At 36.7% G+C, this 23,488-nt stretch carries 22 protein-coding genes and 1 pseudogene; 12 read left to right on the top strand and 11 right to left on the bottom strand.

Annotated elements, in window-relative coordinates:
- Positions 1-48: 48 nt before the first annotated feature.
- From pdxA to accC, 6 genes are all read left to right on the top strand, one after another.
- On the top strand, positions 49-1,131 hold the full coding sequence (gene pdxA / locus ACJJVU_RS15010; protein ID WP_405227094.1) for a 4-hydroxythreonine-4-phosphate dehydrogenase PdxA: 1,083 nt from the start codon (positions 49-51) through the stop codon (positions 1,129-1,131).
- A gap of 108 nt (positions 1,132-1,239) precedes the next feature.
- Positions 1,240-1,779 (top strand): DUF177 domain-containing protein, encoded by a 540-nt coding sequence (locus ACJJVU_RS15005; RefSeq protein WP_298330036.1) that lies wholly within the window; start codon positions 1,240-1,242, stop codon positions 1,777-1,779.
- Between the two features lie 9 nt (positions 1,780-1,788).
- A complete protein-coding gene (gene rpmF, locus ACJJVU_RS15000; RefSeq protein ID WP_013750156.1) occupies positions 1,789-1,986 on the top strand; it encodes a 50S ribosomal protein L32 in 198 nt (65 codons plus the stop codon).
- Between the two features lie 163 nt (positions 1,987-2,149).
- The gene (locus ACJJVU_RS14995; RefSeq protein ID WP_013750155.1) at positions 2,150-3,148 is read left to right on the top strand and encodes a beta-ketoacyl-ACP synthase III; all 999 of its coding nucleotides are present in this window, start codon (positions 2,150-2,152) and stop codon (positions 3,146-3,148) included.
- A gap of 27 nt (positions 3,149-3,175) precedes the next feature.
- Positions 3,176-3,664 carry an acetyl-CoA carboxylase biotin carboxyl carrier protein gene (gene accB / locus ACJJVU_RS14990; RefSeq protein WP_339849668.1) on the top strand — a complete coding sequence of 163 codons (489 nt, stop codon included), beginning with the start codon at positions 3,176-3,178 and terminating at the stop codon, positions 3,662-3,664.
- Between the two features lie 106 nt (positions 3,665-3,770).
- On the top strand, positions 3,771-5,123 hold the full coding sequence (gene accC / locus ACJJVU_RS14985; RefSeq protein ID WP_405227089.1) for an acetyl-CoA carboxylase biotin carboxylase subunit: 1,353 nt from the start codon (positions 3,771-3,773) through the stop codon (positions 5,121-5,123).
- A gap of 59 nt (positions 5,124-5,182) precedes the next feature.
- On the opposite strand, the gene ACJJVU_RS14980 is transcribed toward accC, so the two are convergent.
- The gene (locus ACJJVU_RS14980; protein ID WP_405227086.1) at positions 5,183-5,656 is read right to left on the bottom strand and encodes a DUF1572 domain-containing protein; all 474 of its coding nucleotides are present in this window, start codon (positions 5,654-5,656) and stop codon (positions 5,183-5,185) included.
- Positions 5,657-5,814: 158 nt separating this feature from the next.
- On the opposite strand from ACJJVU_RS14980, the gene ACJJVU_RS14975 reads away from it, so the two are divergent.
- Positions 5,815-6,750: a lipid A deacylase LpxR family protein gene (locus tag ACJJVU_RS14975; RefSeq protein ID WP_405227083.1), complete on the top strand. Its 936-nt coding sequence runs from the start codon at positions 5,815-5,817 to the stop codon at positions 6,748-6,750.
- Positions 6,751-6,763: 13 nt separating this feature from the next.
- On the opposite strand, the gene ACJJVU_RS14970 is transcribed toward ACJJVU_RS14975, so the two are convergent.
- The 10 genes and pseudogenes from ACJJVU_RS14970 to ACJJVU_RS14925 form a co-directional block, all read right to left on the bottom strand.
- On the bottom strand, positions 6,764-7,888 hold the full coding sequence (locus ACJJVU_RS14970) for a PepSY-associated TM helix domain-containing protein (protein WP_405227080.1): 1,125 nt from the start codon (positions 7,886-7,888) through the stop codon (positions 6,764-6,766).
- 59 nt (positions 7,889-7,947) lie between these two features.
- On the bottom strand, positions 7,948-10,371 hold the full coding sequence (locus ACJJVU_RS14965) for a TonB-dependent siderophore receptor (protein WP_405227077.1): 2,424 nt from the start codon (positions 10,369-10,371) through the stop codon (positions 7,948-7,950).
- Positions 10,372-10,693: 322 nt separating this feature from the next.
- Positions 10,694-10,759 (bottom strand): annotated as a pseudogene (locus ACJJVU_RS14960) (DUF2200 family protein); the annotation flags it as partial.
- 36 nt (positions 10,760-10,795) lie between these two features.
- Positions 10,796-11,713 (bottom strand): DUF4240 domain-containing protein, encoded by a 918-nt coding sequence (locus tag ACJJVU_RS14955; protein ID WP_405227074.1) that lies wholly within the window; start codon positions 11,711-11,713, stop codon positions 10,796-10,798.
- Between the two features lie 73 nt (positions 11,714-11,786).
- Positions 11,787-12,329, bottom strand: a complete 543-nt coding sequence (locus ACJJVU_RS14950; protein ID WP_405227071.1) for a DinB family protein — start codon at positions 12,327-12,329, stop codon at positions 11,787-11,789.
- 5 nt (positions 12,330-12,334) lie between these two features.
- On the bottom strand, positions 12,335-13,024 hold the full coding sequence (locus ACJJVU_RS14945; RefSeq protein WP_405227068.1) for a GNAT family N-acetyltransferase: 690 nt from the start codon (positions 13,022-13,024) through the stop codon (positions 12,335-12,337).
- 102 nt (positions 13,025-13,126) lie between these two features.
- Positions 13,127-13,432, bottom strand: a complete 306-nt coding sequence (locus tag ACJJVU_RS14940; protein WP_405227065.1) for a dATP/dGTP pyrophosphohydrolase domain-containing protein — start codon at positions 13,430-13,432, stop codon at positions 13,127-13,129.
- A gap of 21 nt (positions 13,433-13,453) precedes the next feature.
- Positions 13,454-14,056 (bottom strand): DUF4328 domain-containing protein, encoded by a 603-nt coding sequence (locus tag ACJJVU_RS14935; RefSeq protein ID WP_405227062.1) that lies wholly within the window; start codon positions 14,054-14,056, stop codon positions 13,454-13,456.
- A 362-nt stretch (positions 14,057-14,418) separates the two neighbouring features.
- Complete coding sequence (locus tag ACJJVU_RS14930; RefSeq protein WP_405227060.1) at positions 14,419-16,053, bottom strand: 4Fe-4S binding protein; 1,635 nt, start codon at positions 16,051-16,053, stop codon at positions 14,419-14,421.
- Positions 16,054-16,074: 21 nt separating this feature from the next.
- The gene (locus tag ACJJVU_RS14925) at positions 16,075-17,415 is read right to left on the bottom strand and encodes an NAD(P)/FAD-dependent oxidoreductase (RefSeq protein WP_405227057.1); all 1,341 of its coding nucleotides are present in this window, start codon (positions 17,413-17,415) and stop codon (positions 16,075-16,077) included.
- Between the two features lie 357 nt (positions 17,416-17,772).
- Here ACJJVU_RS14925 and ACJJVU_RS14920 point away from each other — a divergent pair, with 357 nt between their 5' ends.
- The 5 genes from ACJJVU_RS14920 to ACJJVU_RS14900 all read left to right on the top strand — a co-directional run bounded on the left by ACJJVU_RS14920 (position 17,773) and on the right by ACJJVU_RS14900 (position 23,482).
- Entirely contained in the window at positions 17,773-18,495 is a 723-nt protein-coding gene (locus ACJJVU_RS14920; protein WP_405227054.1) for a DUF547 domain-containing protein, read from the top strand.
- Positions 18,496-18,683: 188 nt separating this feature from the next.
- Positions 18,684-19,574: a hypothetical protein gene (locus ACJJVU_RS14915; protein WP_405227051.1), complete on the top strand. Its 891-nt coding sequence runs from the start codon at positions 18,684-18,686 to the stop codon at positions 19,572-19,574.
- Positions 19,575-19,793: 219 nt separating this feature from the next.
- A complete protein-coding gene (locus tag ACJJVU_RS14910) occupies positions 19,794-20,804 on the top strand; it encodes a glycoside hydrolase family 113 (protein WP_405227048.1) in 1,011 nt (336 codons plus the stop codon).
- Between the two features lie 96 nt (positions 20,805-20,900).
- Complete coding sequence (locus ACJJVU_RS14905; protein WP_405227046.1) at positions 20,901-22,160, top strand: POTRA domain-containing protein; 1,260 nt, start codon at positions 20,901-20,903, stop codon at positions 22,158-22,160.
- 62 nt (positions 22,161-22,222) lie between these two features.
- The gene (locus ACJJVU_RS14900) at positions 22,223-23,482 is read left to right on the top strand and encodes an outer membrane protein assembly factor (RefSeq protein WP_405227043.1); all 1,260 of its coding nucleotides are present in this window, start codon (positions 22,223-22,225) and stop codon (positions 23,480-23,482) included.
- Positions 23,483-23,488: the final 6 nt, after the last annotated feature.

The raw sequence follows: 23,488 nt of genomic DNA, 5'->3' as shown, positions 1-23,488 counted from the left end.
ATTTGGTTACTTTTGTGTTGTAAAAATACAAAACGCTAGAAGCATCACATGAATAAAGATCAAAAAGTACGTGTAGGGATTTCTATTGGAGATTTAAATGGAATAGGGGCAGAGGTTGTGATAAAGACATTTTCAGAAGTGATGATGTTTGATTTTTGTACGCCTATAATTTTTGCTTCGGCAAAGACACTTTCTTATATCAAGAAGTCTTTGAGTTTACAAGCAGAGTTTCATGGGATAGACGCTTTCGCGAAAGCGTTAGATAACAAAATAAACGTCTATAATTTATGGAAGGAGCCTGTAGAAATTAAATGGGGAGAGGCGACTGAAACAGCAGGCGATTATGCTTTGAAGTCTTTTGTGGAAGCTACTAAGGCGCTGAAAAATGGAGATATTGATGTACTTGTAACCGCTCCTATAAATAAGGCTAATATTCAGAAAGAAGATTTTGCATTCCCGGGTCATACAGATTATCTAGCACAAGAGCTAGAGGGTGATGCGATGATGCTTATGATTACAGATACGCTTAAAGTAGGTTTACTAACGGATCATGTTCCTGTAAAAGATGTGGCTAGTGAGATAACGCCAGAGGTGATTGTTAAGAAGGTAAATACATTATATAATGCCTTGAAGCAAGATTTTGGTGTAGATAGGCCTAAAATTGCCTTATTGGGTATAAATCCACATGTGGGAGACAACGGGGTTATAGGAGATGATGATGATAAGGTATTGATACCTACGCTTGAAAAAATGCGTGCAAATGGTCAGTTAGTTTACGGGCCTTATGCTGCAGATAGCTTTTTTGGGTCAGGAAATTATAAAAATTTTGATGCTATCCTGGCTGCTTATCATGATCAAGGCTTGATTCCTTTTAAGACATTGTCTTTTGGTAAGGGTGTAAATTATACTGCGGGATTAGATAAGGTTCGTACTTCTCCAGATCACGGCACAGCTTATGAGATTGCAGGAAAAGGTACTGCAGATGAGGGCTCTTTTAGAGAGTCTGTATTTTCTGCGGTAAAAATTTATAATAAAAGAAAAGAATATCAGGAGATTACAAAGGATGTACTTAAGGTTTCTCCTAGACGTGCTGGTAGAGAGCGATCAGGCAGGCCGCCAGCAAAAAGATAAGATACTAAAGAGCAATTTTAGTATTTGTAGAGAATTAAAATAAAATTGAGCTTGTGCTTTGTGATATAAAAAATTATGTATCTTTGCACGCTCCAAACGGCTGATGTGATGAAAGGATTGAAACCATACACCATACAATACGTAGGTTTAAAAGAAGGAGAGCATACATTTGATTACACGATTACAAAATCGTTCTTTGATCTTTTTGAATATGATGACTTTAATGACTCAAACATTGAGGCTACACTTCTCTTAACAAAGAAGTCTACTTTTATGGAGTTTGATTTTAAAATCTCAGGTACCATCAATGTAAATTGTGATGTTACTAATGAGCCTTATGATCAACCTGTAGAAGATGTCTACACTCTTGTAGTGAAGTTTGGTCAAGAGTTTAATAATGATATTGAAGATATTTTAATCTTGCCTTACGGTGAGTATGAAGTAAATGTCGCTCAGTATATTTATGAACTCATTATATTAGCACTGCCTAATAAAAGGGTTCACCCTGGTATTGAGGACGGAACATTGCAGTCAGATATATTAGATAAGCTGGAAGAATTAAGTATTCCAGATCAAAAAGTAAAAGAAGAAAAAGAAGATACAGATCCTAGATGGGATTCTTTAAAAAAACTATTAACAGATAAATAAGAGTACGTAATGGCACATCCTAAGAGAAAAATCTCCAAAACAAGAAGAGATAAAAGAAGAACGCATTACAAAGCTGCTATACCACAAATAGCTGTAGATCCAACAACTGGAGAGGCACACCTTTACCACAGAGCACACTGGTTTGAAGGGAAGTTGTACTATAGAGGTCAAGTAGTTATTGATAAGACGGAAGAAGTAGAGGCGTAAGCTTTGCTTTTATAAAATAGAACTCTCACGTTGTGAGAGTTTTTTTTATGCTCACAATTGATCAAAAAAAGTTAATTAAAGGCTGGTTTTGATCAATTTTTAGTATTTTTCCCCTCGTTTTTGACTATAATCGTCAATATTCGAAAAAATCTAACTGAAACAAATGAGTAAAATCTCAGCGGCAATTACAGCTGTAGGCGCTTACGTTCCAGACTATGTCTTGACCAATGAAATACTGGCAGGCATGGTAGATACTAATGATGAGTGGATAACCTCTCGCACTGGTATTAAAGAACGTAGAATCCTCAAGGAAAAGGGAAAGGGAACTTCGTTTCTAGCCATAAAGGCAGCCCAAGACCTTCTTGCAAAAAGACAACTAGACCCCTCAGAAATTGATATGGTCATAGTTGCGACTGCGACACCAGATATGCCTGTTGCATCCACAGCAGTATATACTGCAACTCAAATAGGAGCCGTAAATGCATTTGCATTTGATCTTTCGGCTGCATGTTCTAGCTTTCTTTATGGAATGTCTACAGCAGCGAGCTATATAGAGTCTGGTCGTTATAAAAAAATACTTCTTATCGGGGCAGATAAAATGTCCTCTATTATAGACTATACAGATAGAACAACCTGTATCATCTTTGGTGATGGTGCTGGTGCTGTCTTGTTTGAACCTAATCAAGAAGGATTAGGATTGCAAGATGAGCTATTAAGATCTGATGGAATAGGTAGAGAGTATCTTAAGATTGATGCCGGAGGAAGTATATTACCTCCTTCACAAGAAACTATAGATAATAAACAGCACACCGTTTTTCAAGATGGGAAGACTGTTTTTAAATTTGCAGTGTCTAATATGGCAGATGTAAGTGATAAAATAATGAAGCGTAATAACCTTACGGGTGACGACGTAGACTTCCTTATCGCACATCAAGCAAACAAGCGTATTATAGATGCTACCTCAAGACGAATGGGTCTTGATGATGATAAAGTACTTATTAATATACATAGGTATGGAAATACCACGTCAGCTACCTTACCTTTGCTGATGAGTGATTACGAAAACCAACTAAAAAAAGGAGATAATATTATATTTGCTGCCTTTGGTGGTGGATTCACTTGGGGTTCTATTTACTTCAAGTGGGCATATGACTCCAACTAAAACTAAACAAGCTAAATTCAAACACTTATGGATTTAAAAGAAATTCAAAACCTGATCAGATTTGTTGCAAAGTCTGGCGCGAGCGAAGTAAAACTTGAAATGGATGACGTAAAAATCACTATCAAGACTGGCGAAGATGATAAGGCACCTACTACTTTCTTACAGCAAATGCCTGCAATGCAAATGGCTCCTCAAGCGCCAGTAGCAGCAGCTCCTGCTCCTGAAGCAGCGGCTCCTGTAGCACCAGCTGCTCCAGCAGAGGATGAAAATTCAAAATATATCACTATAAAGTCTCCTATTATTGGAACTTTTTATAGAAAACCTGCACCAGACAAGCCTATGTTTGTTGAAGTAGGAAAACAAATCTCAGAAGGAGATGTACTTTGTGTTATTGAAGCGATGAAGCTTTTTAACGAAATCGAAAGTGAAGTATCTGGAACAATCGTAAAGATTCTTGTAGATGATTCTTCTCCTGTAGAGTTTGATCAACCATTATTCTTGGTAGATCCGTCATAATCCCCTACGGGTATTTTAATCATTGAGGAGGTATTGTGGTAGTATGCTTTCGCGAAAGCGTAATCTTACTGCTCATTTTTACGTACCACAATAAAAAATAAACACTATGTTTAAAAAGATACTTATAGCAAATCGTGGTGAGATCGCACTCCGTGTTATACGCACGTGTAAGGAGATGGGAATCAAAACCGTAGCGGTATACTCTACTGCAGATCGTGAGAGTTTACACGTGAAGTTTGCAGATGAGGCCGTATGTATAGGACCTGCGCCTAGTGCAGAGTCTTATCTTAAAATGTCTAATGTTATTGCTGCTGCAGAGATTACAAATGCAGATGCAATTCACCCAGGATATGGTTTCTTATCTGAGAACGCAAAGTTTTCAAAAATATGTGAGGAGCACGATATCAAATTTATAGGAGCATCTGCAGAGATGATTTCTAAAATGGGAGATAAGGCAACTGCAAAGAAAACAATGAAAGCAGCTGGTGTACCGTGTGTACCTGGATCTGACGGAATTATAAAAGACTTTGAAGAGTGCCAGAAACTAGCAGAAGAAACTGGTTACCCTGTAATGCTTAAAGCTACTGCCGGTGGTGGTGGTAAAGGTATGCGTGCTGTATGGAAGAAAGAAGATCTTCTTAAAGCTTGGGAAGGTGCTCGTCAAGAAAGTGCTGCAGCATTTGGTAATGACGGGATGTATATGGAAAAGCTTATTGAAGAGCCACGCCATATCGAGATTCAGATTGTAGGAGACAGTAACGGTAAAGCGTGTCACCTTTCTGAAAGAGATTGCTCTGTACAAAGACGTCACCAAAAACTTACTGAGGAAACTCCGTCACCATTTATGACAGATGACCTTCGTGAGCGTATGGGAGAAGCTGCTGTAAAAGCTGCCGAATATATTAAGTATGAAGGAGCAGGTACGGTAGAGTTTCTTGTAGATAAGCATCGCAACTTCTACTTCATGGAAATGAATACTCGTATCCAAGTAGAGCACCCTATTACAGAGCAAGTAGTAGATTACGATTTAATACGTGAGCAAATACTTGTTGCGGCTGGAGTACCAGTATCAGGAAAGAATTATTACCCACAGTTACACTCTATCGAGTGTCGTATAAATGCAGAAGATCCTTATAACGGTTTTAGACCATCACCAGGGCGCATTACTAATTTACATGCACCAGGTGGTCACGGAGTACGTATAGATACTCACGTTTATAGTGGTTATATGATTCCTCCTAATTATGACTCTATGATTGCAAAGTTGATTACTACTGCGCAAACTAGAGAAGAGGCAATTAATAAAATGAAACGTGCTCTTGATGAGTTTGTAATAGAAGGTATTAAAACAACAATTCCTTTTCACAGACAGTTAATGGATCATCCAGATTATATCGCTGGTAATTATACAACGAAGTTTATGGAAGACTTTGTTATGAAGCCAGAAGAACAAGAATAATTTTTAAAAAATCTCGATAGCAATATCGAGATTTTTTTGATTTAGATGGTAGCGGTAGATTACTTTAATTGGGCTCGCAATATTTTCTTTATAATCACCATCTGGCCAAAATGATAATGTGAGTGTTCTAGTAGGCCTACTAAGTTATGCTCATAACTGCCATATTTTTTCAACACAAATTCTTCCTTTAGTTTCTCTTGAGGAAAATCTTTTGCTAGTTGTGCACAGCGATGTGTCGCCGCATAGAGTTGTTCTTTTTGTAATTGCCATGCTGCTTCCGTATTGATCAAGGGAGCATTAAAACTTAAAGAATCCTTAGCAAGAAGTGGTTTGCCTTCTAGTACGTCTCCCACAGCATTTATGTAGTAGTGAATATGAAATACTAGCTGCGCTATACTATTGAGTCCATAGAGACTCGTGATGGCTTCATCTACAGAAACATCATCTAGGTGCTGCGATAGATGTGATCCCGTCAGATTAGGCCCTGTAATGATTTGCTGTAGGTGAACGCCTAGTAATTGTGAAGTAGTCATCTAAGTAGTTTTATGACAAGATATTATTTATTACGCTTTCGCGAAAGCGTGCATGGTGATCATATCTTTTATGATATAAAATTTGGCTCTTATTTTGAAAACCTTGAATACAAGTTTCTCGTATACTTAGTATGAAGAATTTGTGTTGTCTACTAGTTATGTTATCGCTTTCAAGTCAGTATTCTTGGAGCCAAAAAATTGATAATACCACTTCTTATAGAGCAATAAACGCGAATCACTATTTTAGGTTTAGCTATGACAATGACTACTTTGCTGCAACAGATGAAAATTATACCCAAGGTTATAGTTTTGAATTGGTAGCACCATTCTTAGCTAAAAACCCTGTTAATAAGCTGTTTTATATACCTGAAAACACCGAGCGTCGCTATGGATTATCCATCGAGCATATAGGGTTTACACCTAATCATTATGAGCTCCCAGAAATACAAGTGGGCGACAGGCCATTTGCTGCAGCAATAATGCTCAAGAGCTCCATGATTGCGGTAGATGTTTCTGCAAAAAGTATATTTAGTAGTGGTTTAAGTATTGGAATTATAGGTCCGGGAGCGTTTGGAAAAGAAATGCAGCGAGGAATTCATGAGGCTACTGGAAATAAAATCCCGCTGGGGTGGAAAAACCAAATTAAAAATGATCTCGTACTGAACTACGAAATAGGATATGAGAAGCAACTTGTGCGATATGAAGATCTATTTTCGCTTCAAGCGAGTGCAAATGTAAAGGTAGGAACCCTTTTTACTAATGGATCATTAGGAGTAAATAGTACTGTGGGAATTATTAATAATTCATTTTCATCACTATCAGAGCGTAGCGGTTTCAAACTATATGCCTATGCCGCTCCTATGGTGAGTGTCATTGGTTATGACGCTACATTACAAGGAGGATTGATTAATCGCGATAGTCCATACACCATTGAGTCTGGAGATGTGCAAAGAGTTACGGGACAGTTTGATTACGGAATTATTCTTAAAACAAAAACGCTCTATTTTGAATACACTCGCTCCGTAATCACAAAGGAATTTGCAACTGGTAGCTCTTATAAATGGGGAGGTATTAGGATTGGGTTTACGTTGTAATATTTTGATTAAACTATGAGTTAGGTCTCTTTTTATAAGTTCTTCCATACCATAGTAATATTCCAGTTATAGGTAAAGTAGCTGTAAGTAAACTTATTAAAAATGCTATTATTTTACCTGCGATACCGCCTATGGCACCTATATGTATGTCATAATTCATTCTCTGAATTTTATCTGCAACACTAGTATTTTTATACGTTCCATAAATACTTGGAGTAGTTAACTCTTCAAGAGTATGTTGATCAAAAAATCTAAAATCTGCATCATAATAGAGACCCTTACTGTTAGATACTTCCACATAAATACTTTCATGTGAGGCTTGAGGGTAATGTAGTTCAAAAGCTTCTGCTTCTGGATTTTCCTTAAGTAATTTTACAATGAGGTTGTCTATAGGTAATAGTCCTAGAGAGTCTTGACTACTATTTACGTTATCTGGAATTATAAACTGAACCTCCTTATCTCCACCTGTTGATTTATAGACTACATATTTAAGCCAATTGTACGACATCATTGATCCTGTAAAAGCTAAAATTAATGCTAAGGAGCAAATGTAAAAACCTACGACTGTGTGTAAATCAAAGTTTTTGCGCTTCCATCTCGTTGTTTTTTTCCAGTCGAAACGCATGCGTTGTTTTATATTTTTACGCTTTTTAGGAATCCATAAGATAAAGCCCGAAATAATGATGGCAATAAATAGTAGTATGGATACACCAACTACTTGCTCTCCTATATTTTTAGGTAGCCATAGGCGCATATGCCCTTTAAGTATAAAGGCAAAGAAACCTGTAAGGTGATTGTCTACTTGAATAACCTTACCAGAATAAGGGTTGAGAAATACACTTTGATAAAATTCTGGTTCGGCATCATAAAATATTACTTCTACAGCGTTACCAGCTTTTTTAAATACGGTTCCGTGCACTGTGTTTTCTGGAAATACTTCTTGTGCAAGCATCTTTGCCTCGGTAGGAGTAAGAATAGGCATATCTTGAGGTGTGACCGTTTTATAATCATCATAAAGGTGCTCAATCTCTTCTCTAAAAGCCCAGCAACACCCTGTAATAGCAACTATAAAAACAACTAAGCCTGTAGCTAGACCAAGTATTTTATGAATTTGAAATATGATTTTTTTGTTAGTCATTATCAGAAATTTAAAAAAGAGGACATGACCAGGTGGTCATATCCTCTTTAGTGGGCTAATTAAAAATTATATGAAATGTTTGCCATTACTGCTCTTGGCGTTTGTGGGTTGATGGTTGTCCAGCCTTTATAATATTCTTTATTAAAAGCATTATTAACCTTTAGACCTATCCTATATTTATCTGCTTGGTAGAAAATTGAGGCATTTGCAATGACATAACTTGGAAGTGTAAACGTTCCCGTTGATGCATAGTTTATTGCAAGTCGCTCACTAGCTCCATTAAATCCTAGGCCTATACCAAAACCATCAAGACTTCCTTCATGAAATTCATAATTTGTCCAGAAGTTATAAAGTGTTTCGGGTCCAGCTTCTAGTGGTCTACGGTTGAGAATTTCGGCGTTATCAGAAGCTGTGGTTTCACTATCATTATTACTGTATCCGGCTCTAATATTTAATCCTTTTAGCGGATTTGCATTTATTTCAATTTCAAAACCACTACTTGTAACTTCTCCACCTTGAACTTTATTGAATGGCGAGGACGGGTCAGTAATTACGCGGTCTTTTACCGTAATGTCATAGTAGCTTAGGGTAGCGTTAAGCTTATTATTAAAAAGATTTGTTTTTAAACCAAATTCAACTTGATTAGCTTGTTCTGGATCAAAAGTTTGTAGAGTTTGCGGTCCATCTTCTGGATTTCCTACGAGTTGTGGAGCTACGTTTGTAAAACCATTCTGGTAGTTCCCAAATACGGAAAGAACATCTTTTATAGGTTGATATAATAGGCCGAACTTAGGCGAGAGTGTAGTTTGATTGTAATCATCATCTGCATTTGCTAGATCACCTTCATTATCAAAATGGTCTAATCGTAATCCCACCATCGCAGATAGCGATTCCGTTAGGTTAAGTACATCAGATGCGTATAGACTGTAGATGTGATATTTTGATTTGATGTTACTTATACCTTGAGTTGCAATAGCCGCATCTACGGCAGATGTAGATAATGGAAACGGAGTGTCTTCAACATCTGCCGTAAATGGATTGTCATTATTAATTCCGCCATCTGGAGTTACATTACCATAAAAAGCATAACCTGAGCTATTGTTAGTTTCGGTTGCATTGAAGTAATCAACACCTATTACCACTCTGTTTCTAAGAGATGCTACTTTAAAATCACCCACAAAATTCTGTTGTATATCTGTAGTTTGGGTGTTTGCATTTTGTTTATTGATAAATCGAGAGAATGTGTCATTACCAAGAATGCCAAAATCAAATAGGTATGAGTAATAGCCTTTTGTAGATGTGGCACTTTTTGATAAAAGTGTTTGGGATTGCCATGACTCAGATAACTTATAGTCCATCTCAACCCTATAGTTTTGTGTTGGGTTTTCTAGAGTAAGCTCATTACTCGTAAATGATAATTTGTTATTGTATTCTAATTCATCAAGATTAGATGCCTCGGTAGGAGCGCTTCTATTTAAGAATAGAAATGTTGGATTTGTTTGTTCTGCTTGGGTGATTTCTCCATAGAATGAAAATGACAGTTTGTTATTTACCTTATATGATAGAGAAGGAGCAACAAAAAATGATTTTCTAAAACCTGCATCTTGAAAGCTTTGTTCAGTAGTATATGCTGTATTTAGTCTAAAGTATAGATTGTCATCCTTACTTAGAGGAGTATTAAAATCACCTACAATCTGATTGAGTCCGTAGCTTCCAGAAGTAAAAGATAATTCTCCACCAGTCCCTGCATATGGTTTTTTAGTAACTACATTTATAAGGCCTCCATAAGAGCTTACTGCATTACCAAAAAGTGTAGCAGAGGGACCTTTTAAGACTTCTATGCGCTCTATGTTTGCAGGGTTTATAGTTCCATTTGTAAGACCCGGTAATCCATTAACTAACTGTGGTTGCACAGAAAAACCTCGTAAGGAAAAATATCCTGCACCATCACCACCACGACCTGTAGAAGTCCATAATTGTTCAACACCTGTTGCATTTTTAAGGGCATCGTCAAAGTTTGTAATTACTTGAGATTTTAATAATTCATTTGTGATAGTACTATAGACTTGCGTGTTTTCAATGTCCTTTAGAGGTAGTTTGGAAACGTAAGCAGTTTTCTTTCTTGAAAATTTATTGCGTCGTTCACCTTCTAGAATTACTTCAGATAGGATTTCATTTCCTTCATACAGCGTGATTGTGTCTAAGTTAGTTGGTAGGTCATTAGCCACCGTAACTGTAAATTCCTTTGTTTTAAAACCTAGATATGAGATTCTAAGAACATGAGTTCCATCACTCACATTTTGAATAATAAAAGTTCCATCATTTCCTGTTTGTGCTCCTTGCTTAGATGTTTTGAGAGTAGCATTAACACCATACAAATTAGATTGATTTGCATCTACTACAGTAGCGGTGATGGAGCCTTGTTGTGCAATAGCCACATTAGTAAGCAATATGAGACTTAAGATTGGTAAAAATTGTTTCATTGTTTTTATTTAGACTTAATATAAATAGTAAATTTGATGCAAACATATCCATGTCTTTTTAAATGACCAAATTATTTATAATAATTCTAAATAGTATTTTTAGCGTCGATTTGCAATCGATGTTTTATCGAGTAATTTTAAAAGTTTATTTGCAATGATTTAAATCCAAAAATGTGCAAAGTAGGTGATAATTATCCTCTAAATATCAAGATAAGGGCATCAGGAATTTGCGTTACAAAATTGCCCGCCACTATTAAGAGTAGGCGGTGATCAAAAAATATTCCCTCATGAATTATTTTGTCACAAGCTTAAAGCGAAAATGTTATAGTGTGCGTAAGATTTTTTCCATAGAACGACCTCTGACTAGTTCATCAACTAGTTTGTCAAGGTGTTTTTAATAGTGTCTGAACGTGTAACAGCTTTTTTAATTTTCTTCAAAAGTCATCCATAGTTTAGGATATTTATTCTTCAAATCATCTCCTTCTTCATCCCATTCATCACCAGAAATAATCATGTTTTGTCGAATTCCTATAGGCATATCTATTCCTGTCTTCTCTTCAAAGGAAATACTTGGTACATAGCTTAAGCCTTCCCAATCACCATCATTAGTATCTTCAAGAGTAGCTAGGCTTTCAATATCTTGAACTGCATTGTCAAAGATTTGTTTTCCTCTGCCTATTAACCAACCTCTGAAGTCTGAGAAGCAATCATCAGAGCACCCTCCATTAATTATATACGCAGCTGCCCAAAAGTCCCAATTGTAAATGCTTCCTTTTAAAAACTTAAAGGTGTTATTAAAAGCAACAATTTCTGGAGGATTAAGAAGTAGTAATTCTTTTTTTAATTGCTCTTGCTGCTGTTCATAATCACCATGACTTTTAATATTACTAGTCTCAACGATTTGCCAGAACTTATCTAATTGCATCTGTCTCTCGTATAAGCCGGGAGCTTGGGTAATGTTAGTTTTTTGAGATTCAAAAAATGCCTTAAAACTTTTTGAAAAGCTGAAATGATAAACCGCCATTCCATAGACGAAAATCATTACTAAGAACGGCGTTTTGTTTAGAAAATAAGTATCGGTTGTAATGAATCCAAAAATGGCTCCTAATATTCCAAAAGCAAATAGAATTATAGCAATAATCCTTGCCCAATTTTTTCCTTTATAAACCATGAGTAGTAGCCCAATAGTTAATAAAAAGCGTATGAATTGTTGAAGCAGTTTGGTAGGTTCTACCTCTATTACACTCACATTGTAAAAATAAATAGTATGTATGGAGACAAGTAGAATACTTAGTGAAATAAGCAATGTTCTTTTCTTTCCAAGTTTAATTAAATCGTTCATTATTGAAATTTATTTGTACTGATTTTCATTTTAGAATTCTGATAATAACTTTTCAAATATGTTCTGTCTTATACTACTGATACAACATATATCTAGGCGGTACTAAGCCATTAAGACGTAATGCAACTAGCATTTGTGCCCTGTGGTGCGTAATGTGATCGGTGAGGATAAGTAACACTTGGCGCTTTGTGCGTTGCAGATTGCCGTAAGCTACTGTGTCATTTAATTGGGTTGTATCAAGCTCTTGGATTAATTTGGCAGTGTGTTCAAAAGTCTTGTTTACAGCAGCAATCATTTCCTCCTTAGTTTTGGAAGCAACTTTAAGTTCGCTATCTGTCTCCCAGTTCCTTGCTGGACGACCATTTAAAAGTGATTCACTGTGCCAGTCCATCGCCCATGCGATGTGCATTAAGTTTTCTTCAAAACTACTAGAGGCTGGTGTAACTCTGTAGCCATAATTCTCAATAGGCATAGCTTCTGCAACGAGATTGAGATATTCTTGGGAGTTTTCTAAACGCTGTATATAGTCGATTATAAAATTAGTTTCTTGAGCATATAACAAGGTGTCGCTGGCACTAAAACATAAAATGATTGATAAGATAAAAAGTTGTTTCATAGTATTTACTCTTTTCTAGAATATAACCACCAGTTCATATCTCTAGTAACCTCAAATCCTAATTTTTCATACAGTGGGATTGCAAGGTTTCCTTTATTGGTATGTAAAATGGGTGTTTTGTTTTCTCTTAAAATCTCTTTGGCATTGTAAGCAATGAGCTGACTAGCTAGCTTTTGCTTGGTGTAATCTGGATGGGTAACTACGGAGCTTATTTCTACAAACAGATTGGTTTGCATGCGTTGTCCAGCTATGGCAACTAGTTTGCCGTTTTTAATAATTCCATAGAAATTGCCCATTTCAAAACTGCGCTTTTGATAGAAACCAGGCATTACTAACCATACGAGCTCATAAATCTCATCAATATAAGACTCGTCCAATAATATGATCTCTTCCTTGATTACAACGTCACTTAATTTTTTTAACACCATCTGGCAACCATCAATTTTTCTGTTTAGAACAATTTTTGTGTCATCTATATGGGGTGTTTGGTTTTCTGTGACGAAGAAGAAATCTTTTCTAGTATTTATATATTCCCTAGAAGCGCTTGCAGTCTTTGTCTCATCAAAGAAAGCCCCAAACGTACATACCGCGGGATTATAAAACAGAACACCATCAAAAGTAACTGCAAACTTTTTATGTGTTTCACGTAAAGAATACCAGACAGGGTTTTCTAATTGTTGGGGTAGGGTTGTCATTGAGCTGAAGGAAGATTGAGTTTTATTAAAATTTTTACAGTTCTGTAGTCGTTTATAAAGTTGATTTCTTAGCCAAAAGTATACCTATAAGAAAGCTTAAAATTATGACTTTATATGTGAATAGCTATTATTTGAATTCTTCTTCCAAGTTCGCTTCATATTAATGGCAAGCTTCTCTTCATAGGCAATCATGACATCTTCTGCACTTATTCCCATTCTAGCTGCTACGTCAAATATGCACATGATGGCATCTGCATATTCAACTGGATTTTTAATGTCATTGGTAATATCGTCTTCTATTTCTTTTATCTCTTCCTTAGCTTTTTGAAGCGATCCCATTGGGGTTGCTTCAGTAAATGTTCTAAGAGACCATTCTAGTCTTTTCTTTTCTAATGCGATGATATCCATGATTTAGTTGAGTTATGCTATCTACAAAATAGATTTTTGTTTTTCTAAACTTGAAATTTTCTCTTCTTTAGACGAATAGTTTTTGATAATAGTTACGGTCACGATAGCTAGCGGTATTCCTAATATTGACATAACCATGTCTGCAATAGTACTACTCATTAAAGTCTCAATAGTCTGTTCTTTAAAGATACTCTTAAGTACATAATTACCTATATAGTTAGATACAATCCATAATGTCCACCAAATTCCGATAACTGTAGTATTGCTGTCTAAATAGTTAGAGTCTTCAACTTTAATTAAACGTGTTGTTTTGTCCCACATTTCTTTCATTATCTGATACGGACGATACAATGAAATTATAGGTACAAACCAACTTCCAGCAGCCCATCCATCTGTGTGGTTTGTTTTTGCTCTGATATTCAGGTTGTAGTAGGCTCTTCTAAACCATTGAATAAAAGTTACTGTAGATGTTATAAATATGATTGTGTAAAGAATGGCTACAATTTGTTCTCTAGTGTCGTTTGCATTTAGTGCTTGCTCAGTAACAAACTCATCGTTTTGTATTGACTGTAAGATGTTATACTGTAAATATGATGATACAATTGAGAAGATATCAAGAACCATAACTAGCCAGACTAATATCTGAGCAATTTTTGCTCTTTTCAGATTTGGCTTTATGGCATTGACATTATAAGTTATCCCTGTTTTAATTGGGTTATTGTTAGTGTTTTCTAGGTTTGAATTTTCCAATGGATTAGCCGTTTTTTTAAGGTTATATATTTGTATTTGGTATGTAGCCACCTAAAATACAAAACCTTAGTGCTTTGTTTTTACGGATTCCCATATAATCATGCTTTTTTTGAAATAAAGTTCATATCACCTTATCAGAAGCAAGCTTTAATACACAGTTTAAAACCCAAAAACCACCACAGTTTCCTGAGGTGGTTTTTGAAATATCACATTTTCGCGAAAGCGTAATAAAATAGTTACGCTACATCTTGATCATTATTTACATAGTCCATAAGGTCTACGTCATTACCTAATAATACTTGAGTAGGGTTGATACGACCTGCTTCTGGTCCGTTTTCTAATTTAAGTACGCCACGAGGACATACTGCGCTACATACACCACAACCTACACAGCTAGAACGTACGATGTTCTCTCCTTTCTGAGCATATGCACGTACATCAATTCCTTGCTCACAATAGGTAGAACAGTTACCACAAGAGATACATTGTCCTCCGTTTGTAGTGATTCTAAAACGAGATTTAAAACGTTGTACAAATCCTAAGTAGGCTGCTAGCGGGCATCCAAAACGACACCATACACGGTTACCAAAAATAGGGTAGAATCCAGTCCCAATTACTCCTGCAAACCAAGCACCTATCAAGAAACTATACGTATCCTTAATCCACTGCGTGTTAATACCTAGTAGCGACTCTGCTCCTGTAAAGTAGCAATATAAAGTAACCACGGTCATTACAAGTGAGAAAGCAAGTACAGAATGAATGAGCCAGCGCTCCAGCTTCCAAGCTTTCATCGTTTTATTAGAATGCTGACGGTAAGGATCTCCAAGTGTTTCGGCAAGACCTCCACAACCACAAACCCAACTACAATACCATCTTTTTCCAAAGAAGTATACCATTACTGGTACTATCACGAGTGTAAGTACAACACCCCATACGAGGATGAAAATACCTAGGCCACCACTTTCTGTAAGTGTTTCTAGATTCCACTCAAAAAAGAAATCATAATCAAGTGGGAATGCATTTTTAAAATCATATCCCGGCTTTCCTAAGCTAGACATGATCTCTGGAATAAGGAAGGCAAATACAATCTGGAAAAATAATACAGAGGTAGTACGTACAATCTGGTATTTATTATGACGGTACTTTATGTACATACGCATAGCCATCGTGAGCATAATGGTACAGTATAAGAAACCGTACACAAACCACTGGCTGGCATCTCCACCATTAAGCGCATTACTGATAGGGTCGAGTATAAATGTCCAGTTTACTACATAGTCTGCATTAAAATAAAGCACTAGGTAAAATAGCACGAGGTATATGAGTACTAACCAGGCAATCCAGCCGCGGTTTGTAGCTGCGTCGTGGTAGATGTGGTCGTTTTTAATTCCTGGTTTACCTAATAAAACAAGGTTAGGAAAAATAAACATAAGTGCTCCTAAGATGCTTAGTCCAAAAGTTAAGAACCACATGAGCCCTTTATTTTCAACGATGAAGCCTGTTCCTGCTTTTTTGGCTAGGGAGAAGCTAAAGGCTTGAAAGTCTTTATCATTAATGCGATACTGGTATTGTTCTCCTTTTTTATCCCACTCCTTTGCAGCGTCATATTTGGCTATTTGAGCATCATAATAGGTGTTGTTTTCGGCAAGGGCATTACGAATGGCACCTGTAAAGGCAAAGGTGCCTAGGGTTTTGCCCACTACGTCTTCTGTTATTCTTTTAGTAATGAGTTCGCTTTTAATTCCTTTTTCAGAAACAAAAGCGTCTAGTTGATCTTGTTGTAATGTAAAGCCTCCCATAAACACAGAAGCAGTCCATATTGCTAGTCCAGTAAGAAAGATAACCAGGCCTAAGTTTTTAATAATTTTCATAAGTGTAAGTCGTAAGGTAGGTTATGCAAAGATTCTTTTCCAGCTCTTTTTCTTAGGAGCGAGAGAGGTTCCGTATTGTTTGTTGTACTCAGCTAGGATTTCTTTTTCGTAATGCGTGTAGAGCTCTGGGTCAAAGTTTGCATCCTTAAGATGCTCTAGTATATAGTCTGTAGTTTGACCCTCGGTAAGCCAGCGGTCAAATAGTTCGTGACGTAGGCGTATCCCAAAATTATTTATCCCTATAAACTTGCGAGTACCTTCTTGCATCTCGATAGTGATACATTTATTATCATCCTTATGCATCCAGTGGAAGTGGATATTACCTTCTTTAGGTTTTGAGAACACCCATCCGTAGGTCTGGTACTCTATATCCATAAACTTAGCACTATTAAACCAGTGTCCCGGGTTATATGCTGTAGGTTTTCCAGTAAGTGTCTGAGCAAGTGCCTCGCCCATCATTCTACCAGTATACCACACAGCCTCTATAGGACGACGGCCGTTTATACCCTCGTGCTGCTCTGCACAATCACCTATGGCATAAATATCTTTTATATTAGTCTCTAGCATAGGATTGACCTTGATACCTCGTCCTATCTCAATACCGCTATCTTTTAAGAAAGCCACATTAGGAGATACACCAGCGGTAAGTCCTACAACGTTACAAGCAATCTCTTCGCCAGTCTCTTTTATAGTTACAGCGCGTACTTTACCATGATCATCTGCTAGAATACTGTCTAGATTAAAACCTAATCGTAAATCTACGTGATGGCTTTTTATGTGACGATTGAGCATCTGGCTTTCACCTATAGGGAGCACTCCGTTCCAGAAGTTATTCTCACGAACTAAAAAAGTCACAGGGATGTCACGAGTGAGTAACATCTCTACCATCTCAATACCTATAAGACCTCCACCTACAACCACAGCACGTTTACACGTTTTGTTATCTGGAGCATTTGCTTCTAGTTTATCTAAATCTTGTTTTGAATACAACCCTTGTACACCCTCGAGATCTTGACCTGGCCAGCCAAATTTATTAGGAGTAGATCCCACGGCAAGCACCAGCTTATCATAACTCATTTTTTCACCTCCAGAAAGTAGTAATTGTTTGTTTTCATGATCTACAGTCTCTACGAAAGCGCGTTTAAGATCAATGCGGTTTTTCTTCCAGAAATAATCTTCATACGGTTTTGTATGTTCATATTTCATGTGTCCCATATAGATATACATGAGTGCCGTACGAGAAAAGAAGTGATCCGTTTCGGCAGAAATGATGGTGATCTTTTTGTCAGAAGCTTTGCGGATGTGTCTCGCGGTGGTTACGCCAGAAATACCGTTACCTATAATGACGATGTGTTCTTCCATAGAGGTTGGTTTTATATAATTTTCACCTAAGTAAAAATTAAGAAATGAATGGTTGTTGTTGTCCCGCTTTCGCGAAAAAATCTTTTTGTTACCCTTTCGCGAAAGCAAAATATATAGTAGTCTAAACAAGCATTTTAAAACTTGTTTCTATGAGATAACATATCCTTGGGTCGTTTTAAAGATAACAAACTTAACGCGAAGCTCTCTATTTAGAATTTATCTAAATGTTAAGATATTCGTAAGGAAATTATAGTCTTAATTATGGAGCGTACTGAACTGGTTATTTTAAATTTTTAATGGTCTGGCTGTAAGTCTCTCTATTTGAGCTCGACCCATTGTGCAGAAAAAAGTTTACTTATGAAATCAATTACCAACCTCGCACTACTTCTCGTAATCATTTTGTCAAGTGTGAACATCCAAGCACAAGACACGGCAGCATTTTTTGCTGATGCAGATACTTTCTTTAAAGCAAACGTGAAAAATGGGCTAGTGAATTATGCCGCTGTAAAGGCAAACCCACAAGCGCTAGATAAGCTATTAGAAAATGCAGCATCTATATCTGTAAGCACATCTGATGCGGCAACGTATCAATCTTTCTGGATTAACGCTTATAACCTAGCAGTTATTAAAGGTATCACAGAGAAGTATCCAGTAAAGCAACCACTATCTATAAAAGGTTTTTTTGATACAAACACCTACAAGTTAGGCGGGATAAATATCACCTTAAATAATATTGAAAATAATAAGCTGAGAGCAAAATTTCCAAATGAACCTCGTTTTCACTTTGTGTTAGTATGTGCAGGTTTAGGGTGTCCTCCTATCATCAATGAGGCATACACACCAGCCCGATTAAAATCACAGCTACAACGCCAGACCACACTTGCTGTAAATAATCCTAACTTCATTAAAGTGAAAGGTGACAAGGTGCAGATTTCACAAATATTTGAGTGGTATAAAGAAGACTTCGTACGCAAGGGTACAGAGATAGATTTTCTAAACAAATACCGCAAAGAGCCTATTTCTAGTGATGCAAAGCTGTCATATTATCCTTATGACTGGACACTTAATGATACTAAATAATAGTTTCTAGTACATTAGAGTTGGTGTAGATTACTTGCTATATAACTCCATTAAAATTTACCTACTACAACTACTCGATACCTGTCGAGGTAGATAACTATTGACTTAAAAAGCCGTTCTCACCAGATAGTATTAAACCCTAGCCGTCTGGTGTGTGACGCACAAACAAATAATCAAAAACAACTACAATGAAAAAAACAATCCTACTAGTGGCTTTAATACTTGTTGCTGCAACCTCTTTTGCACAAGATGATACAGAAAACCTTGAAGACGGAGGCTCTGTGATACAAACACTCACACCGTCTAAACTTATCTCAAAAGGGCAATTTGACATCAAATGGTTTAATAATCTGTACACAGAGACTAAAGATACCTTTGGAGAAAATGGTGAGGATCGTGATATCCCAAGGAATAATTTCTTCACATCAACACTTGAAGTTTATACTGGTGTTTCAAATAATAATAGAGTAAACGTAGGATTAATACTAGAGGCAAGATCTAGCACTATAGGCGGTCGTGATGCCTTTGATGTATTTAAATTTGATGGTGAGCGAGGCACTGCTCGTAGCGGTCTTACTTCTATAGCACCATCTGTAAAGTTTGTTCCGTTTAGTAAAGTAAATAATTTCTCTATCCAGAGTTCGTTTTTTATTCCTCTAGTAGATAATGAGACAGAAGAAGGTGTTTTTCTTGATCAAAAAGGATTTACATGGCAAAACAGATTTTTCTTTGATCATACTTTTGCAGGAGGAGACTGGCAACTATTTGCAGATTTGAATTCTGAGCTCAACTTTGGAGATGATGAGGATAGTTTTGCAAATGATAGTTTGCGTCTTACTCCTGGATTGTTTTTAAGTTATTTCCCAAGTTCGAAATTTACAGTATTAGGCCTTGTGCAGCACTCACAACTTATAGATTTAGGAAACGAATTCTCACAAGACTTTACAGCTGTAGGTGGTGGGGCAAAATATCAACTTACAGACGCTCTTAACCTTGAGGCATTATATACAAACTTTGTAAGAGGAAACGATACTGGATTAGGGCAGACTTTTAACCTAGGGTTGAGAGCTGTTTTTTAACATATAGCTAGAGCGCTTAGGTTCCCCTAATCTAAGCTCTTTACGAGTGCAATGTATATTCATATACGTTAACTACAATGAGTATACAGCACACTATGATAGACCTTGAGAGCTACCCAGTTCTTAGGGTCTTATTGCTTTTAAGATCTTTCGTTATAACTCATATGCTTTTCAAATTTTAATCATAAACACATATCTTTAAATCAAAAAAATAAGTAGATGAAAAATATTATAGGATGTTTCTTTTTATTGATTTGTCTACAAGCATGTACCGCTCAAAAAACAGAAGAAAAGAAAATCAATGGGGTGAGTTTTGTTGCAAATCGTAATCCGGTAGATAGCACTCATGTAAGCCCTGTACAACTTGTAAATGCAAACTATGCTGCGGTAATGCCGTTTGGGTTTGTACCACAAAAAGATAAACCACAAATTATATACAACACAGACAGGCAGTGGTATGGTGAGACCAGAGAAGGAGGTCGCAACTATGTGTCAGAATTGCACAAAGCAGGTATTGAGGTGATGGTAAAACCACAAATATGGATACGCAATGGCGAGTTTACTGGGTACCTTAAAATGGAAACAGAGTCAGAGTGGACAGCGCTTGAAGATTCATACCGCAACTTTATAATTGATTATGCCACACTTGCTCAAGAAGAAGGAGCAACCATCTTTTGCATAGGTACAGAGTTAGAACAATTTGTAACAAACAGACCAGATTTTTGGACGCAACTTATTATTGATATAAGAAAGGTGTACAATGGTAAACTTACGTATGCTGCAAACTGGGATGAGTATAAGAAAACCCCATTTTGGAGTCAGCTAGACTACATAGGGATTGATGCTTATTTTCCTGTTTGTGATGATCAAACCCCATCTGTGGAGTGTGTTACCGCGGGATGGCAACGATGGAAGGAGGAGATGTCCGCTTTCGCGAAAGCGGAAAACCGCAAAGTAATTTTCACAGAATTTGGGTACCGCTCTGTAGATTATACAGGCAAAGAACCTTGGAAGGCAGATAGATCTATGACCACCGTAAATCTTGAAGGACAGGCACAAGCGACGCAAGCTCTCTTTGATACAGTATGGGATGAAGAGTGGATGGCAGGAGGATTTATATGGAAGTGGTTCATAAAACATGAAGAGGTAGGAGGTCCAGAAAACAACCAGTTTACACCCCAAAATAAACCAGCCGAAGCTGTAATAAGACAGCATTATGGTAAGTATTAAATAAGATGCTCATCATTTATTTAAGTAAATAATGGCGTGTTACGCAATGATTGTGCATTACTTTCGACCAACGTTTTTAATATAGCTATAGCCTTTATGAAATATTTCTCCCTCGTCTGCGCGCTGTTGATGACTTCATTTCTTTTTTCACAAGAACCTATTATAGAAGAAATCACTTTTGAAGGATTAAAACGTGTAGATGAATCTTTATTGAGAAGGCTTATTAAAGTAAAATCGAAAACGGCATATGACTCTCTTAAAGTCGCAACAGATATTGAGCGTTTAAATAGACTACCAGCCATTGCAAATGCAACCGTTGTTCAAACTAAACTTACAGATAGCACGTACAAACTCACCTATAAGATTGTCGAAAACTTCACCATTATTCCAGGTTTGCGCATCTCTGAGGCAAACGATGGTAGTTTTGCTTTTCGCGTAAGCGCATTCGAATTTAATTTTCTTGGTCAAAGTCAGATACTTGGTGGCTTTTATCAGCGGGATGTTTTTGACTCTTATGGAGCTTACTGGGAAGCACCTTTCTTAATCACTAACAAATTAGGGTTAGGTGTCAACTATATTAAAAATGTGACTTTTGAACCTATTTACCTCGATGAAACTCCTATAAACTACAAGAAAGATGATGTAGGTGCAGAGATTTATGGTTTGTATGAAATAGATTTTCATAATAAGGCAGAGTTAGGAGTTAGAGTGTACCATGAATCTTACGACATTGATGATACGGAGGTGCAAAGTGTACTGCCAGCGGGACTTGATGCAAATAAAGTATCCCTACGCGGAGAGTATGAGACTAATTTTTTAAACATCACGTATCAATATGTAGAGGGAGTACGCAATCTCCTCGATGTGCGTTATGTTTTAGGAGGTGATGGTCTCCTAGAAGAAGGGCTTGTAGCACAAAATGCAACAGAGTATTTTAAAAAAATAGGAACAAAGGGTAACTGGGCAAGTAGACTACAGCTAGGGTATGCTTCTTATAATGAATCTGAGTTTGCCCCTTTTACGGTTGATAATCAGTTTAATCTTAGAGGTGCAGGAAATGATATTGATAGAGGTACATCCTTTGTTTTTGTAAATACAGAATATAGACACACGCTTATAGAAAAGGACTGGTTTGTCCTTCAAGGAAATGCTTTTGTAGATGCTGGATCAATACGAAGTCCTAGAGAAGGATTTGATGATCTAGCGAGTATCAATAATGTGGAGCTGTACTCTGGTCTTGGAGTGCGCTTTATACATAAACGTATCTTCAACGCTGTCATTAGGTTAGACTATGGAGTAGGACTTGGAGCAACTCAAAATCGCGGACTTGTATTCGGGATAGGGCAGTATTTTTAATGTAAGAGAATTTGTAGATTATGAGATAATCTAATTACAAAGCATAGTAAATCCTACAGTACATGAAATACTTTTGGTTATACATTCTACTCATGCTGTATTGCTCTATGAGTAATGCGCAAGAAGGCATTGTGGAGGATTTTACCATTCATGGCAATAAAAAACTTAAGACCTCTTTTATTGAATTAATTAGTGATTTGCGTGTAGATAGTCCTTTAGATTCTACATTACTAGAGGTAGATATTATAAGACTCAAAAGACTACCAGCAGTACGGCACGCATATTATCAAGTGATTCCTTCTTATGATAATTATGAAGTTCGCTATTATATTGAAGAGAATATAACGATAAACCCTCAGCTCAATGTCTATACTACAAATGATGATGAATTTGCCTTTAGAATAGGTGTATACGAGTTCAATACCTTAGGGAGAAATATAGCCTTTGGAGGATTTTATCAACGAGATATTTTTAATTCTTATGGGGTGAACCTTAGAGCTCCATTTTTATTTAATAATAAGCTAGGAGTTGCGATAAATGCGCAGCGATTAACTACACAAGAACCTGTTTTTCTAGACGAAGGTACCGCAGATTATAAGTACAGTAACACCTCTTTTGAAGTATTAGGATTATATGCCATAAACTTTAAGCATCGGGTAGAGGCAGGTGTAAATTTATTTAATGAAAAGTATGAATACCTAGCTGGTGCGACTTCTGCAGGGGTTCCTCAAGAATTTAATGTAGACAAGATTCTTATAAAAGGTATCTATGAATATAACGCACTAGATTACTATTACCAGTATATATCTGGTTTTAAGAGCACATTTAATGTGCAGCATGTGATGGCAAATGATCGCAGATTACCCGATTTTACGATCTGGTGGAATGACTTTCAATATTTTACTAGAGTAGGGGATAAGGGTAACTGGGCAAACAGATTACGAGTAGGTCTAGCATCTAATGCAGACTCACCATTTGCACCATTTTCTGTAGATAATAATTTAAATATTAGAGGAGTAGGGAATACGATAGATCGTGGTACAGGAGTAATTGTAATAAACACGGAGTATAGACATACACTGCTTGATAAAAAATCATTTGTATTACAAGGTAATGCGTTTGTAGATGCTGGATCTTGGAGAAATCCAGGTGGAGATTTTGATGATTTTGGAGATGATCAAAACCTTAGAGTGTATCCCGGACTAGGATTGCGTTTTACTCACAAAAAGATTTTTAATGCAACTTTTAGGATTGATTATGGATATGGAATAACCCCAAACTCCACTAGCGGATTCGTATTTGGAGTAGGGCAATACTTTTAATCAAGA

Origin of the sequence: Dokdonia sp. Asnod1-B02 (assembly GCF_045063955.1) — a bacterium.
Lineage (GTDB): Bacteria > Bacteroidota > Bacteroidia > Flavobacteriales > Flavobacteriaceae > Dokdonia.
Note: the sequence above shows the minus strand (reverse complement) of the source record. Positions and strands in the feature narration are given on the sequence as shown.